Here is a 14,979-nt window from a genome sequence, read left to right as displayed (position 1 = left end):
CCAACCACGGAGCACAGGAGTGTCCCCCACAGGAGCGTCCCAATGACTCCGACGAGCGCGACGACGCGTGTCCGTTTCGCCCCGGTGGAGGGCGCGGCCCAGCTCTTCACCGCGGACTTCTGCGAGTATCTCTGCACGGTGCACGATGACTTCACGCCGCGCGTGCATGCGCTCCGCCGCCAGCGCGATGCGGTGCTCAGGCGCGCGCTCGAGCAGGGGACGCTGCCCGGGCCTCAGCCGGTTTCCGCCGCCACGACGGGCGACTGGAAGGTGCCGCCGGTGCCTGAAGACCTCAGACGCCCCGGCATCGAGATTTCCGGGCCCTGCTCGATCACGAGCATGTTCATCAACGCGCTCAACCCCGGTCCCGAGGGCGAGCGCGCCGAGGGCGACCTCGACGACGACGAGGATTCCGGCGGACACCGGCTCGTGGACACGGTGCGGGCGGCGCAGAACCGGCTGGCGGCGGTCAACCGCGAGCTGGCCTACACGGACGCGGCGCGCGGCAAGGAGTACCGCATCGCGCCCGGCGAGCTGCCGTTCTTCATGCACCGCGACCGGGGGCTCCACCTCGACGAGCACGACGTCACCGTGGACGGTCGGCCCGTGCCGGCGGCCATCCTCGGCACGGCGCTGACGCTCTTCTACGCGGGGCGCGCCCAGGCGGGGCGCGGACAAGGCATCTACTTCTACCTGCCCAAGGTCGAGACCGTGGAGGAGGTCGCCTGGTATCGTGATGTCTTCGACGCGAGCCGCCGGCATCTGCCGTCCCTCAAGGACGCGGTCATCCGCGGCATCCCGCTGGTCGAGTCGCTGCCGGCCGTCTACCTGATGGAGGAGATGCTCTACGCCCTCGGTTCCTACGCCGCCGGCCTCAATGCCGCGCGCTGGGACCTCAAGGCCTCGATCTTCGAGTTCATCATGGCCGACCCGGCGTCGGTCTGGCCGGACCGCTTCGGCGTGGATATCAAAACCACGCCCTTCCTCGCCAATATCTTCCGGAGGCTGGTGGCGATCTGCCTCAAGCGAGGGGCGGTGCCCATCGGCGGCATGGCGACGGCCCTGCCGAGCAATGACCCTGAGGTCAACCGGGCCGCCGGGGAGGCGATCCGCGCCGACAAGGAGTGGGAGGCCAAGCAGGGCTTCATCCGCGCGTGGGTCGCGCATATCTTCCACATGAAGACTGCGGGCGATCCCTTCAAGCGCCTCGTCCTCTCCGGCTGGAACCCGAGCCCCGAGATGGCGAATCCCGACAACTACCCCGTCAAGATCGAGGTGCCGGCCGGGCCCGTCACGGTCGAGGGGACGCGGCGCAACGCGCGCATGCTGATCGAGTACGTCGAGGGCTGGCTCGGCGGCCGCGGCGCGAAGGGCATCGACAGCCTAGCGGGCAGGCCGGGCATCCATCCGGCGCTGATGGAAGATCTCGCCACCGGCCGCATGTCGGTGGCCCAGATCGCCCAGCGCATCCGGCACCACGCGAAGGACTCGACCGATCCGTCGCAGGTCCACGACTTTCCGATGGTGAAGCGGATCCTGAAGGAAGAGGTCCAGGACATCCTCTACTTGTCGCTGAGTAAGGACGTGGAGACCGGGGTACGCTACCGCAAGGCGGTCAAGATCGCCATGCGCTGGATCAAGAACTACACCGAGCTCGACTTCCGGAGCTTCGGCTCCTACACCCACGCCGACCTGGAGCACATCGCAGCCGCCCCCGACGCGTTCTAGCAGGCGGCTGCCGGCTAAGCGGCGGAGGAGCGGGCGACCACAGGGGCCGCCGTGGCCGCGGCGGGCCGGGCGATCAATCGAAGGATGACCGGCAGGACCACCAGCGAGGCGAGCAGGGCACAGAAGGCTCCGATCGTCAGCAGGAGACCCAGCCCGAAGATGCCCTGATGCCGGGCGATCATCAGGCTGCCGAAGCCGACCATCGTTGTCACACCGTTGAGCGCCACCGCCATGATCGTGCTGCGCGCGATCAGCGGACCGCCGTGGTCGCGCCCCTCGAGGTAGCGGACGATCACGTTGAGCCCGAACTCGGCTGACGCGCCGACGATGAGCGGCAGGCCCCAGACATTGGCCATGGTGAACTGCAGGTGGAAGACACGCATCAGGCCGATCGTCCAGAGGAGTGCCAGCACCAGCGGGAGGAGCGCCAGCAGGGTCTCCTTCACCCGGCGGATCAACAGCGCGGAGAGCAGCCCCACGAGGATGAACGCGTACGCGGTGCCCTGGAAGTACGCCCGCTCCATGTAGCCGATGGCCTCGTAGGTGATGATGGGCGCCCCCGTCACGTCCGGGTCCACCGATCTGAGCTCGCGCACGAACTGCCGCGCGCCCTCGCGCTCCCAGATGTCCACCTTCGGGTGGATCTGCAGCAGGAAGTCGCCGCGCTTGCCGATGAACTTGCGCCGGAGCTCGTCGGGCACGTCCGCGAGACCGATCTGTCGAGGGTTCAGGTTGCGCTGCAGATCGAAGAAGTTGGTGATGAAGTCGCCGTAGAGCTGGGACTGCAGGTGGGTCAGCGCGGGCTCCGAGACCTCGCGGCTGGTCGACTGGAGCGCCGTGATCAGGGCCATCGTCCGGGTCCGTAACTGCTTGAGGTCATCCGGCAGCTTGTCCCCCGCCTCCGCGGCGAAGATGTCCAGCCGTCGCTTGAGCTCGCCGAGCGCCCGCGTCAGCCGGTCGAGATCAACCGGGCTCGAGCGGCCGACGCGCACCGGGGCGACGATAGGCGCGAAGGTCCGCACGATCGCGATCTTCTCCTTCTGGTTATCGGGGATGACGCGAAGAACCGAGTCCACCTCGGACACCGACGGGAGGTTCTCGAAGGCCTCCTGCTTCCGGCGGAGCTCCTCGAGAGTCGTGGCCGAGGCCAGGCCGTTGAAGCCCGAGCGCCCGGTGTTGGCGAGGATGCGCTTCTCCCAGATCACGGACTCCGTGCCCTTGGGCTGGAGGTTCAGCAGGTTGTAGTCGAAGCCGACGTACGGAAGGGCCCAGAGCGAGGCGGCCGTCGCGACCCCGGCGATCGTGAGCACCGCCTTTGGGTAGCGCGTCAGGCGGTCGAGCACAGGAACGTGCATGCGCTCGAGCGCGTGCGCCCGCGGCGCCTGGTTGCGGGGCCGGTCGGCGTGGCGGCGGTCCACCACGACCACGAGCGCCGGGAACAGCGTCATCATGCCGAGCCACGCCATCAGGATGGCGGTGCCGGCGATGAAGCCCAGCTCCTGGATGCCGCGGAAATCGGTCAGCATGAGGACGTAGAAGGTGCCACCGGCCGTCAGCGCGCCGATGAGCATGCCGGGCCCCGCCCGCGCGGCGGTCAGCTCGATCGCCTCCTTGAGGTTGCGCCCGAGGAAGATCTCCTCCTCGTAGCGGAACAGGAAGTAGATGCCGTAGTCGATCCCGATGCCGATGACGATGGAGATGAACATGACCGAGAAGATGGTCAGGTGCCCGACCGTCAGCGTGATGATCCCCATGGACCAGGCGAGCGTCACCGCCAGCACAGCCAGCATCAGGAGGGGCTTGCCGGCCCGCCAGAAGGCCAGCAGTATCACGAGGAGCATCAGCCCGAAGGCGAGCACGGTCGCGACGCTGCTGTCGTGGAAGGCCGCCGTCATCTCGTCGTTGGACAGGGCCGGGCCGCCGGTCACTCCAGCCTGCACGGTGGGGAACGCCGGCTTGAGGTCCGCGATGACGCTGCGGATGATCTCGATGGCCCGGCGGTCGCTCATGAAGCTGCCCTTCTCGCTCTCCGGCGTTTCCACGAGCACGAACAGCAGGCTCTTGTCGTCCGAGAGGAAATAGCCCGCGTCGGCGGGGCGCTCGCTCAGGGAGAAGAGCGTGCCCCACGGCGAGCGGTAGGGCGTCGGGTGCTCGAGACGCCCGGCGATCTGATCGAGCACCAGGCGCAGGAAGCGCGTGTCCTCCCCGCTGCCCTGGCCGATCCCGAGGTCGAACAGGTTCGAGACGAAGGCCGAGGCCATTGCCGCGTTGGCGCCCTCGATCAGCCGCGCCAGGCTTGGGTCGCCGGCGAAGCTCTCCATGAACTCCTGGTGGTCGAAGATCCTGTCGCGGATCTCCTTGAGCTGCCTCTCCGGGAGATAGAGGAGATGGCGGCCTTCGAAGCGCTTCGGATCCACGCGGTACGCCACTCGCGGGAACTTGAGCGGTGACGCGCGAAGCTCCTGGACGAGGCGCGCGGCGTAGTCCTTGGCCGCTTCGAAGGTGCGCGCCTCGATGACGATGACGATGTCCTCGAGCTCGCCGAACTCCCGCGCGTACTGGTTGTAGCGCACGACGTAGCCGGCGTCCTTGGGCAGGAGGTCCCGGCCGGAGGTCTTGAAGCTGAGCGCGTGGAGCGTGTAGGTGACGCCGGCGACGGCCAGGATGAGCGAGAGGAGCGTCGTAAGGAGCGGCCGGCGGCAGGAGAGCCGGACCAGGCGGCGTAGCAGACGTCCCGTTCTCGAGATGGCGATCATGGCATGGTAGCGGGGCGACTATCCCAGTTTACCATCGGATTCCCGACTTGGCGGATTCCCGACTTGGCGGAGCCCTGCGCGGGCCGTGGCCCGCCGAGCGGAGCGGGCTAGACGCCGCCGTCGATGAAGCGCTCGAGCTTGACGCGGGCCGTCTCGTCCGACCACTGCTCGGGCGGAGACTTCATCAGGTAGGCCGACGGCGCGAAGAGCGCGCCCTTGAGGCCGCGGTCCATGGCGATCTTGCAGGAGCGGATCGCGTCGATGACGACCCCGGCCGAGTTGGGCGAGTCCCACACCTCGAGCTTGAGCTCGACGTTGATGGGCTGGTCGCCGAAGGAGCGACCCTCGAGCCGGATGTGCGCCCACTTGCGGTCCTGGAGCCACGGTACATAGTCGCTCGGCCCGATGTGGATGTCGTCGTCCATCATGTCGTGGGCGAGCTGCGAGCGGACCGCGTCGGTCTTGGAGATCTTCTTGGAGGCCAGGCGCGAGCGCTCGAGCATGTTCAAAAAGTCGGTGTTGCCGCCCACGTTGAGCTGGCTCGTGTGCTCCATCCGCACGCCGCGGTCCATGAAGAGCTTGGTCAGCACCCGGTGGATGATGGTCGCGCCCACCTGCGACTTGACGTCGTCGCCCACGATCGGCAGGCCGTGCTCCTCGAAGCGGCGCCGCCAGTACTCCTCGCGCGCGATGAAGACCGGGATGCAGTTGACGAAGCCGCAGCCGGCGTCGAGCACCTGCTCCACGTACCACTTGGTGGCCATCTCGCTGCCGACGGGCAGGTAGTTGACCACCACATCGGTGCGCGTCTCGCGCAGGATGCCCGCGATGTCCACCGTGGGGCCGGGCGCCTTCGTGATCACCTGGGACAGGTAGTGGCCCAGGCCGTCATGCGTCATCCCGCGCTGGACGGGCACCCCGAGATGCGGCACCTCGCCGAAGCGCACGGTGTTGTTGGGCTTGGCCCAGATGGCCTCGGAGAGATCACGGCCGACCTTGTTGACATCCACGTCGAACGCCGCGGAGAACTCGATGTCGCCGACGTGGTACCCGGCGAGGCGGGGCCGCATGAGGCCCGGGATGAAACCGTCGTCCGGGGCGTTCTTGTAGAAATGGACTCCCTGGACGAGCGCCGAGGCGCAGTTGCCGACTCCGACGATGGCGACGCGTACCGATCCCACGTGGACCTCCCAGACGGTCGTTAATGAGGACGGGCCATATTACCACAGCGTCAGGCGCCTCCGGAACCTCCCGCGGGGCTCGACCCGCCGACCGCTGGGCCCTCGGGCCGCGACTTGAAGGCTGCCAGCGCTCCGAGCCCTATCAGCGCCCACGTCGCCTCGCGTAGTCGGCGAACGAGGGAGAAGGAAAGTCCCGCCGCTCCCGGCAGCCCGAAGGCGGCGAAGACGGCGACGTTGCCGCCCTCGAGCGCGCCGAGCGAGCCCGGAATCATGAAGGTCGCGAACCTGACGGCACAGCCGACGGCTTCGAGGACGAGCGCGGTTGCGAGGCTCACCGGGATGTCTGCCAGCGTCAACACCACGTAGATCTCGAGGCCGCCGACGGCCCAGCCGAGCATGTGGAGCAGCGCGGACAGCAGTACTCGGGCGCGCCGCTCCCGGTACAGGCGGGCGAGCCGTCCGTCCACCTCGCGAAGCAGCTCCTGGTGGCTCTCGGCCCGTCCCACACCCAGCCGGTGGAGGATGCGGCCCGCCCCGGCGATGCCTCCACGGATCTGCACCATGGCGAACCCGCCCACTCCGACGATCTCGACAGCGAGCAGAGCGGCCATCGCGATGGTCACCGTCCTCGACGGCTCGAGGGCCAGGAGCGCCACGCCGAGACCGGCCGCCAGGAAGGCGGCCTGGCCCATGACCATGGTGGTCTTGTCCACGACCACGGAGGCAAGCCCCTCGTCGAGCGGAAGCCGGTCGCGCACGAGGTAGGCCTTGAGCGGCTCGCCGCCGACCGAGGCCGTCGGCGTTAGGAGATTTACCGCTTCCCCCGCCAGGCGCACCGCGGCGAGCGTCCCCCACGGGACGCGGCACTTGGGGAGGAGCACGCGCCAGCCGAGCGTGTCGAGGACGACGGCCACGCAGAACGGGAAGAGCACGACCAGCCCGAGCCGCCAGGACAGGGTGTGGATGGCTTCCCACACAGCCGCCGGTCCGAGATCCCAGACGAGCCACACGACGACCGCGAGGCCGACCGCAAGGAGCAGCGGCCGCAGCAGCCTGACGCTCACGGGCTCCCGATGGCGCGACGGAAACGGTCGCGGATCTCCTCGGGGGCGTAGGGGATGCGTGGCGCCGGGTGCTCTTCGGCGTTGACGCGGACGAGGATGAAGCTCGGGCCGTCGGCCTCGAGCGCTCCGCGAAGCGCGCTCTCGACCCCGGCCGTCGAGTCGACGGACTCGGCCCGCGCATAGCCGCACGCCGCCGCCACGGCGGCGAGGTCGACGCCGCGCGACGGCGACAGCTGCCCGCCCGTCGAACCGTAGACGCCGTTGTCGAAGACGACGTGGACGAAGTTGGCGGGGCGGCCGCGGCCGATCGCCGGTCCACCGCCGACCATGGGCAGAATGCCCAGGTTCATGAGGAGATTGCCGTCGCCGTCGAAGACCACGGTGCGCCGCTCCGGGCGGGCCAGCGCGAGCCCCAGAGCGATGGACGAGGCGAGCCCCATGGAGCCGATCATGTAGAAGTTCTCCGGCCGGTCGCGCACGGCGAAGGACTCGCGGCAGACGTAGCCGTTGGCGTGGACGACGGGCTCGCTTCCGAGAGCCCCGACGGCGGCGCGGAGCGCTTCGAAGCGGGACAGCGAGGAGGGCAAGGCCGACGGCGGCGCTGTCGTGACGGGGGCCTGGGGCGTGACGGGCGCCGGCGCCGCCGGCTCCGGGGTGTCTGCCTCCAGCACGCGCGGCGGGAGCAGGAGGGCCACGGGCTGGCTCGAGCGCAGGGCTAGGGCGCGGGCCCAGGCGAGGTCGGCTTCCTCGCTCCCGCGCGCGAGCACACGGTGCGGCACGCCCATGAGGTCGAGGAGGGGCCGGGTGATCTCGCCCATCACGATGTGCTCAGGAGCGTCCTTCCCCTCGAAGCCGCGCCAGGTCATGAGCAGGAGCGCCGGCAGCCGGTAGAGCAGCGAGAGCGAGACGAGCGCGTTCGCGCTCGTGCCGAGCCCTGAATTCTGCATGATCACGGCCGGCACGCGGCCGCCGAGCCAGGCGCCAGCGGCGAGCCCGAGTGCAACGTCCTCGCGGACAGCCGGGACATAGGGTGTCCGGCGGCCGCGCGGCCGGCGCTCGAGCGCCGCGATGACGCCCTCGGCGAGCGAGCAGGGGACGCCGGTGAAGAAGTCGAAGCCCTGTGCGTCGAGGAGATCGGCGAATTGGTGGCCGGTCATGGCTGCGGCCTGGGCGGCCGGGGCGCCGCGCCGGCCCCACGGAAACTGGGAGCCGGCGCGGCGGGCGGCGCCCTAGTTCTGGACCTTCTTCTTCCGGCCGCTTTCCTCGAGGAACTCGGTCTGCTTGGTCTTCATGCGATCGACGAGCGTGTTGTAGCCGCTCGTCTGGATGATCTTGTTGAATTGGGTGCGGTAGTTCGACACGAGGCTGATGCCCTCGATGTTGACGTCGTAGATCATCCAGTTCTCGCCCCGCCGGAAGAGCCGGTAGTCGACGGGCACCTCCGTGCCGTTCTTGGTGATGATCTTGGTGCTCACGGTGGCGAGATCGCCATCCACGCGCTCGCCGCTGAAGATGATCTTCTCGCCGCCGTACAGCTCGATCTTGGAGATGTACGAGCGCTCGAGGAGATCGCCGAAGAGCCCGACGAACTCGGTCCGCTGCGCCTCGGTCAGGGGCTGCCAGTAGCGGCCCAGCGACCGGCGGGCGATTTCGGCGAAGTCGAAGATCTCGTTGGCGATCTTGCGGACCGCGCTGCGCCGCTCGCCGGCCTTGCCGTCGCCCTTGAGCGCGGGGCTATCGAGCGTGCTGACGACGCGGTCGATGGCGCCCTTGAGCTGCTCCTGGGCCGTGGCGGCAAAGCCGCCCTGGGCCGTTGACAAAATGAGGAGGCCCGCGAGCGCGACTCCCCACGCCGGCGCAGGCCGGCAGGCCAGCGCGAGCCGGCACAAATGACGACCAATCATTGCTGATCCTCCACTGATTCTGGGCGCTGGTTCGGGGCTCATTAGACTTTCCCGAAGACGTATTTCGACAGCAGCTCTTCGAGATCGATGGGCGGCTCCACTTCGGTGATCTTGCCGTTGGGCTTGATGATCCGCTCCGATCCGCCGGGGCTGATCTGGAGAAACTTCTCGCCGATGAGCCCGCGGGTCTTGATGGACGCGATCGAGTCCTCCGTGAGCTTGATGCCGTTCCGGATGGACATGACCACGCGGGCCTGGTAGTTCGCCAGCTGGATCGAAGTCACCCGGCCGACCTCCACGCCCGCAATCTCGATGCTCGACCCATTCTTGAGGCCGGCGGTCGTGGGGAAATCCGCGGTCACCGTATAGCTCTCGCCTCTGAAGAAATCGACTTTCCCGAGTCTAACCGAAAGCCAACCCAAGGCCAAAATTCCCAGCAGGACGAATACCCCGACGGCCAGATCCAGCGCCGAACGTTTCATGCGGCTTCCCCCTTCGTTTCACGCGACATGGTTGGCGCCCTCGACCGCTCCGTGGATGAACTGCTGCACGATCGGGTTCGTCGAGTTCTGGATGTTGCGAGCATCCCCGGTCTCGATGATCACGCCCTCGTGCAGCATGGCCACGCGGTCGGCGATCTCGAAGATCTCCGGGATCTCGTGACTGACCATGATTGCCGTGAATCGGAATTTGCGGTGCAGATCCTGGATCAGGTGGTGGATGGTGTTGACGAGGATCGGGTCGAGGCCCGTCGTGGGCTCGTCGAAGAAGACGATTTCGGGCTCGGTCACGAGGGCCCGCGCGATGGCGACCCGCTTGCGCATGCCGCCCGAGATCTCGGCCGGGTTCTTGTGGCCCATGTCCACGAGCCCGACCTGGACGAGCTTCTCCTCGACGCGCTGGGCGATGTCGCCGGCGCCCAGGTTCGTCTTCTCGCGCAGCGGGAAGGCGACGTTGTCGAACACCGACATCGAGTCGAAGAGCGCCCCGCCCTGGAAGACGACGCCGTAGCGCCGGCGCACCGCCTCGAGCGCGGCGCCCCGGAGCCGGGTGATGTCCGTCCCGTCGACGAGGACGGCGCCCGCGTCCGGGCGCAGGAGCCCCAGCAGGTGCTTGAGCAGGACCGACTTGCCCCCGCCGCTCCGGCCGATGATGATCATGATCTCGCCGGTGGCGACGTCAAGGTCCACGCCCTGCAGCACAGGCTGCCGGCCGAAGAATTTCTGCAGGCCCTGGATGCGGATCACGGCAGCACCGAGCCCAGGAAGTAGTTGAAGACGAGGATCAGCACGCAGGAGAGGACGACCGCCTCCGTCGTCGCACGCGACACGCCCTCGGCGCCGTGGCCGCAGTGAAAGCCCTTGTACGTGCACACCCAGGGCACGAGGGCGCCAAAGCAGAGCGACTTCCAGAAGCCGACCCAGACATCGTTCATTTCGGCGAAGGCCTGCATCTGGCCGAAGTAGGTGCCGGGCGACATGCCCAGCAGGATGACGGCGACCAGGTAGCCGCCGTAGATGCCGGCGACGTCGAAGATCGCCGTGAGCATCGGGAAGGTGATGATCCCCGCCAGAATCGCCGGCACCACGAGGTAGCGCATCGGGTTGAGCGCCATGACCATGAGCGCGTCGATCTGCTCCGTGATCCGCATGATGCCCAGCTCGGCGGTCAGCGCCGAGCCGGCCAGGCCCGTGACGAAGACCGCGGTCAGCACGGGCCCGAGCTCCCGCACGAGGGCGATGCCCACGGCCGGTCCCACGAAGGCCTCGGAGCCTACCCGCTGCAGCGTGAGGAAGACCTGGAGGCCCAGCGCCATGCCGGTGAAGGCGCCGGTGAGGAGCACGATGGTGAGCGACTTGAAGCCGATGAAATACACACGCGCGGTCAGGCGGCCGAGCTTGAGCGGCGGGATGAAGACCAGCGCCACCGCCTGGCCGAGGAAGCGGCCGAAGCGGCCGAGCGACTCGACGAGGTAGAGTGCGACACGTCCCAGCGCCTCAACCCAGCGCGCCGGCAGAGGCCAGGTGTCAGGGCCGGCCGACCCGTCCGTCACGCGGTCGCGCTCCGGTACACGCCCAGCGCCCAGAGCGGGAAGTACTTCGCGTACAGGTGGTACTTGAGGTAGAAGACCCGCGGGAAGCCCGTGCCGTTCCAGAGCGGGTCTTCCCAGGTGCCGTCGGCGTTCTGCCGGTCGATCAGGTAGCGGATGCCCTTCTCGACAGCCGGCCCCTCGATGCGCCCGGCGGCGAAGAGGGCCAGGAGCGCCCAGGCCGCCTGGCTCGGCAACGACTCGCCGCGGCCGGCCAGATCGTCGTCCTCGTAGGAGGCGAGGGTCTCGCCCCAGCCGCCGTCGGCGTTCTGCCGCGTCTCGAGCCAGGCGACGGCCCGCTGGATGTAGTCCCTGGAGCAGTCCTCGCCGATGGCGCCCAGGCCGCGCAGCACCGACCACGTGCCGTAGACGTAGTTGACGCCCCAGCGGCCGTACCAGGCCCCCGTCTCGTGCTGGGTCTTCCGGATGAAGCCGAGCGCCCGCTGGGCCGCAGGGTGCTCGAGCCCGTGGCCGAGGGTGCCGAGCAGCTCGAGGCCGCGGCCCGTCAGGTCCTCGGTCGAGGGATCGAGGAGGGCGCCGTGGTCGGCGAACGGGATGTTGTTGAAGATGAGCCGGTCGTTGTCGGCGTCGAAGGAGCCCCAGCCGCCGTCGCCGCCCTGCATGCCGAGGAACCAGGTCAGGCCCCGGTCGATGCAGCGCGCCTTGCGCTCGGGGTCGAGCCCGTGCGTCTTGGCCAGCGCCATCATGACCATGGCCGAATCGTCAAGGTCGGGATAGAAGTCGTTGTCGTATTGGAAGGGCCAGCCGCCAGGCGGCACGTGGGGCCGCTTGGCCTGCCAATCGCCCGGCACCATGATCTGCTTGTTCATCATCCACTCGCCGGCCCGCACGAGCTGCGGGTGATCCGCGGGCAGCCCCGACTCGATGAGCGCGTTGACCGCGAGCGAGGTGTCCCAGACGGGCGACACGCACGGCTGGTAGTGGAGCGCGTCCCGGGTTTCCACCCCCAGGTTCTCGATCTCCTTGACCTGGCCGCGGATCAGCGGATGGTCGTCCGAGTAGCCCAGCGTACGGAGGGCCAGGACCGCGTTCGTCATGGCCGGGAAGATGCCGCCGAGCCCGCCCGGCACCGCCAGCCGCTCCTCGAGCCACCGCCGCGCCGCCTCGATAGCGCGCCCGCGGAAGGGACGGGGGCCGAGCCGCTCCCAGCCTTTGAGCGCGTCGTCCACGCCGATGAAGAGGTTCTTCCAGATGAAGCGCTTGGGAGAGAAGGGGCGCGGGATGCGCCTGAGCCGCAGGCTCGCCCGCTCGCGCGGCACGGGCCAGAGCTCGTCGAGCCGGCAGGACTCGGCCAGCCGCTTGACGGGCTTGGAGTCCATGAGGATCAGGAGCGGGACGATGACCGTCCGCGACCAGTAGGAGACCTCGTGGAGGTTGAAGTAGGACCAGCGGGGCAGCAGCATGATCTCGACCGGCATGGCCGGCACGCCGCGCCAGTCGTACTCGCCGAAGAGCGCGAGGAGGATCTTGGTGAAGACGTCGGCCTCGACGGGGCCGCCCCAGTCCTGGATGAGCGCCCGCGCCCGCGCCATGGCGGGGTCGTCCACCCCCACGCCCGCCACTTTCATAGCGAAGTAGGCCTTGATGGTCGCCGAGATATTGGCCGGTCCGCCCTCGTAGAGACTCCACCCGCCGTCCGCGACCTGGCACTCCCGCAGGTAGCGCACCATCTTGGCTTCCCGCTCGCGGTCCACCCGGTCCAGGAGATGGCAGAAGAGCAGGTACTCGCTGGTGATGGTGCTATTGGCCTCGAGCTCGCCGAGCCAGTGGCCGTCCGGCGACTGGGCCGCGAGGAGGGCCGACTGGGCCCGGTCGATGGCGGTGTCGATCTCGGACTGGACGATGGTGGGCGGAGTCACGCTTGGCTCCGTGAGTTGTGGGTGGCGCACATCGCCCGATACTAGCACAGCCCTCGCCTGGTCGGCACCCGCAACGCGTTGAAAACCCGCAGGAAGTCCGCTAAGGGCGCCGCCATGGCCCACCAGGCCCCCGGCTGGCCGATTTTGCTCGCGGGGACGCTTCTGCTGCGCCCGTACGTCTTCATCTTTCTCGCCGCCTTCCTCGTTCTGGCAGGGCGCGATCTTGGGTGGCGCCGGGCCTTCGGGTGGCTCGGCTGGGGCTGGGCCGTCGCCTTCGCGGCCGAGTACGCGTCGACCCGCATCGGCATCCCGTTCGGCCTCTTCCACTACACGGGCGAGACCGCGTGGCGTGAGCTCTTCGTCTCGAACGTGCCGTTCTTCGACCCGCTGTCCTTCCCGTTCCTGGCCTACGCCTCGTACTGCGTGGCGCGCTGGGCGCTGGGGCAGGCCCGCGGCTGGGCGCCGGCCGCGCTCACCGGGGCGCTGATGATGCTGTTGGACGTCGTGGTGGACCCGCTCGCGGTCCGCGGGAAGTCCTGGTTCCTCGGCCGCATCTTCTACTATACCGAGCCGGGCACCTACTTCGGGGTGCCGCTGTCCAACTTCGCCGGCTGGTTCCTTGTCGGCTGGGCGATTGTCGGCGGCTACCTCTGGGCGGTCGGCAGGCGGCCACAGGCCCTGGGCTCGCCGTTGGGGGGTATCGGCCTCTACTACGGGGTTGTCCTCTTCAACCTCGGGATCACCGGCTGGATCGGAGAGAGGGTCCTGCTGGGGGCCGGAATCCTCGTGCATGTGGCCGTTTTTCTGCTAGTCTATGCTCTCAAGGCCATATCGGTGACACGCGGCTGGACGGTTGAGCGGCCCGCGGGGGAGCGGGCTGCCGTGATCACGACAACGATAGACGAAAGAGGTTACTAAGCAGATGAGCGTGCCGGTCTCCCAGATGTACACCGTCGCGAGCTACGTCCTCCAGCAGAAGCTCCGCCGCCGGAAGCGCTACCCATTCGTCCTGATGCTCGAGCCCCTGTTCCGGTGCAACCTCGCGTGCGCGGGCTGCGGGAAGATCCAGTACCCGGCCCAGATCCTGAAGAAGCACCTGACCGTGGAGCAGTGCCTCGCGGCCGTGGCGGAGTGCGGGGCGCCCATCGTGAGCATTCCGGGCGGCGAGCCGCTCATGTACCCCGACATCGACAAGCTGGTGGCCGAGCTCGTCAAGCTCAAGAAGTACATTTACCTCTGCACCAACGCCATCCTGCTCAAGGAGAAGCTCCACCTCTTCACGCCGTCCAAGTATCTGACGTTCAGCGTGCACATGGACGGGCTGCGGGAGGAGCACGACGAGGCGGTCTGCCGGGACGGCGTCTTCGACGAGGCGGTCGAGGGAATCAAGGCCGCGCTCCAGCGCGGGTTCCGCGTGACGACGAACACGACGCTCTTCGACGGCGCCTCGCCGCTCAGGATGCGCGAGTTCTTCGACGAGATGATGGACCTGGGAGTCGAGGGCATGATGCTCTCGCCCGGGTACAGCTACTCGAAGGCGCCCGACCAGGAGCACTTCCTGCACGAGACGCGCACCAATCAGCTCTTCAGCGAGATGCTCTCGAAGCCGAAGCGGCGCTGGAAGTTCAACCAGTCGCCGCTCTTCCTGCGCTTCCTCATGGGCAAGAAGGACTTCGAGTGCACGCCCTGGGGCAACCCCACCTTTAATATGTTCGGCTGGCAGCGCCCCTGCTACCTGCTCCAGGAAGGCTATGCCGCCAGCTTCCAGGAGCTGATGGACGGCACGAAGTGGGAAAACTACGGCAAGAAGAGCGGCAACGAGAAGTGCCGCGACTGCATGGTCCACTGCGGGTACGAGGCGACCGCGGTCGACCACACGTTCAGCTCGCTCAAGGGCTTCGCCGAGACCGTCTCGGTCACGCTCTCCGGAAAGCTGTAGTCCCATGAGTTTCGAGGGGTGGGTGCCGCAGATCAACGACTACACGTCCCTCCGAGAGGTGGTCGATTTCGCCTTTGACTACCGCGGCAACACGACGGTCGTGAAGAGGGACGGCGGCGAAATCGTCGGCTACATCTTCAACCGGGAGGCCGACGCGCCCGAGGCCTTCATCCAGCTCTTCGACGAGCAGGGAGACGGCCCCTTCACCATCCCCTACCGTGACATTGCCACCATCAAGTTCACCGGCAAGGACCCCGCGGCCGGCAACAGCTGGAAGGCCTGGGTCGAGCGCAAGGAGAAGGAGAGGGCGCTCCGGGCCGCGGCGTCCGGCGCCGACCGGCTTGGTCGCGATCCTGGTCCTGACGGCGGTTGAGCTCGAGGCTCGGGCCCTGGCCCGGGCGCTCTCCCTGCCGTTGCTGCCGTCCTTGTCGTTCCCCG

Annotated in this window: 13 protein-coding genes; 4 read left to right on the top strand and 9 right to left on the bottom strand. The window is 68.2% G+C overall.

Annotated elements, in window-relative coordinates; translation table 11 throughout:
* Positions 1–42 precede the first annotated feature (42 nt).
* Positions 43–1,728, top strand: a complete 1,686-nt coding sequence (locus tag Q7W02_24825) for a hypothetical protein (GenBank protein MDO8479354.1) — start codon at positions 43–45, stop codon at positions 1,726–1,728.
* 14 nt (positions 1,729–1,742) lie between these two features.
* Here the strand turns inward: Q7W02_24825 and Q7W02_24820 are convergent, their stop codons facing one another.
* From Q7W02_24820 to shc, 9 genes are all read right to left on the bottom strand, one after another.
* Positions 1,743–4,484 (bottom strand): MMPL family transporter, encoded by a 2,742-nt coding sequence (locus tag Q7W02_24820; protein ID MDO8479353.1) that lies wholly within the window; start codon positions 4,482–4,484, stop codon positions 1,743–1,745.
* Positions 4,485–4,591: 107 nt separating this feature from the next.
* On the bottom strand, positions 4,592–5,665 hold the full coding sequence (locus Q7W02_24815) for an inositol-3-phosphate synthase (GenBank protein ID MDO8479352.1): 1,074 nt from the start codon (positions 5,663–5,665) through the stop codon (positions 4,592–4,594).
* A gap of 50 nt (positions 5,666–5,715) precedes the next feature.
* Positions 5,716–6,729, bottom strand: a complete 1,014-nt coding sequence (locus Q7W02_24810; protein MDO8479351.1) for a flippase-like domain-containing protein — start codon at positions 6,727–6,729, stop codon at positions 5,716–5,718.
* On the bottom strand, positions 6,726–7,886 hold the full coding sequence (locus tag Q7W02_24805) for a thiamine pyrophosphate-dependent enzyme (GenBank protein ID MDO8479350.1): 1,161 nt from the start codon (positions 7,884–7,886) through the stop codon (positions 6,726–6,728). Before Q7W02_24805 ends, Q7W02_24810 begins: the two co-directional genes overlap by 4 nt.
* 72 nt (positions 7,887–7,958) lie before the next feature.
* On the bottom strand, positions 7,959–8,633 hold the full coding sequence (locus Q7W02_24800) for an ABC transporter substrate-binding protein (GenBank protein ID MDO8479349.1): 675 nt from the start codon (positions 8,631–8,633) through the stop codon (positions 7,959–7,961).
* 41 nt (positions 8,634–8,674) lie between these two features.
* The gene (mlaD, locus tag Q7W02_24795) at positions 8,675–9,115 is read right to left on the bottom strand and encodes an outer membrane lipid asymmetry maintenance protein MlaD (protein ID MDO8479348.1); all 441 of its coding nucleotides are present in this window, start codon (positions 9,113–9,115) and stop codon (positions 8,675–8,677) included.
* An 18-nt stretch (positions 9,116–9,133) separates the two neighbouring features.
* On the bottom strand, positions 9,134–9,880 hold the full coding sequence (locus tag Q7W02_24790) for an ATP-binding cassette domain-containing protein (GenBank protein MDO8479347.1): 747 nt from the start codon (positions 9,878–9,880) through the stop codon (positions 9,134–9,136).
* Entirely contained in the window at positions 9,877–10,686 is an 810-nt protein-coding gene (locus tag Q7W02_24785) for an ABC transporter permease (GenBank protein MDO8479346.1), read from the bottom strand. Before Q7W02_24785 ends, Q7W02_24790 begins: the two co-directional genes overlap by 4 nt.
* Positions 10,683–12,602, bottom strand: a complete 1,920-nt coding sequence (gene shc, locus Q7W02_24780) for a squalene--hopene cyclase (GenBank protein ID MDO8479345.1) — start codon at positions 12,600–12,602, stop codon at positions 10,683–10,685. Before shc ends, Q7W02_24785 begins: the two co-directional genes overlap by 4 nt.
* 114 nt (positions 12,603–12,716) lie before the next feature.
* Between shc and Q7W02_24775 the strand changes: the two genes are divergently transcribed.
* From Q7W02_24775 to Q7W02_24765, 3 genes are read left to right on the top strand one after another with little or no spacing between them, the layout of a single operon-like run.
* A complete protein-coding gene (locus Q7W02_24775) occupies positions 12,717–13,520 on the top strand; it encodes a carotenoid biosynthesis protein (GenBank protein MDO8479344.1) in 804 nt (267 codons plus the stop codon).
* Positions 13,521–13,524: 4 nt separating this feature from the next.
* Positions 13,525–14,541, top strand: coding sequence for an adenosyl-hopene transferase HpnH (gene hpnH / locus Q7W02_24770; protein ID MDO8479343.1), 1,017 nt, complete (start codon positions 13,525–13,527; stop codon positions 14,539–14,541).
* Between the two features lie 4 nt (positions 14,542–14,545).
* Positions 14,546–14,914 (top strand): hypothetical protein, encoded by a 369-nt coding sequence (locus tag Q7W02_24765; GenBank protein ID MDO8479342.1) that lies wholly within the window; start codon positions 14,546–14,548, stop codon positions 14,912–14,914.
* Positions 14,915–14,979: the final 65 nt, after the last annotated feature.

This window comes from Candidatus Rokuibacteriota bacterium (assembly GCA_030647435.1).
Classification (GTDB): domain Bacteria; phylum Methylomirabilota; class Methylomirabilia; order Rokubacteriales; family CSP1-6; genus AR37.
This window is presented reverse-complemented; position numbering and strand designations above follow the sequence as displayed.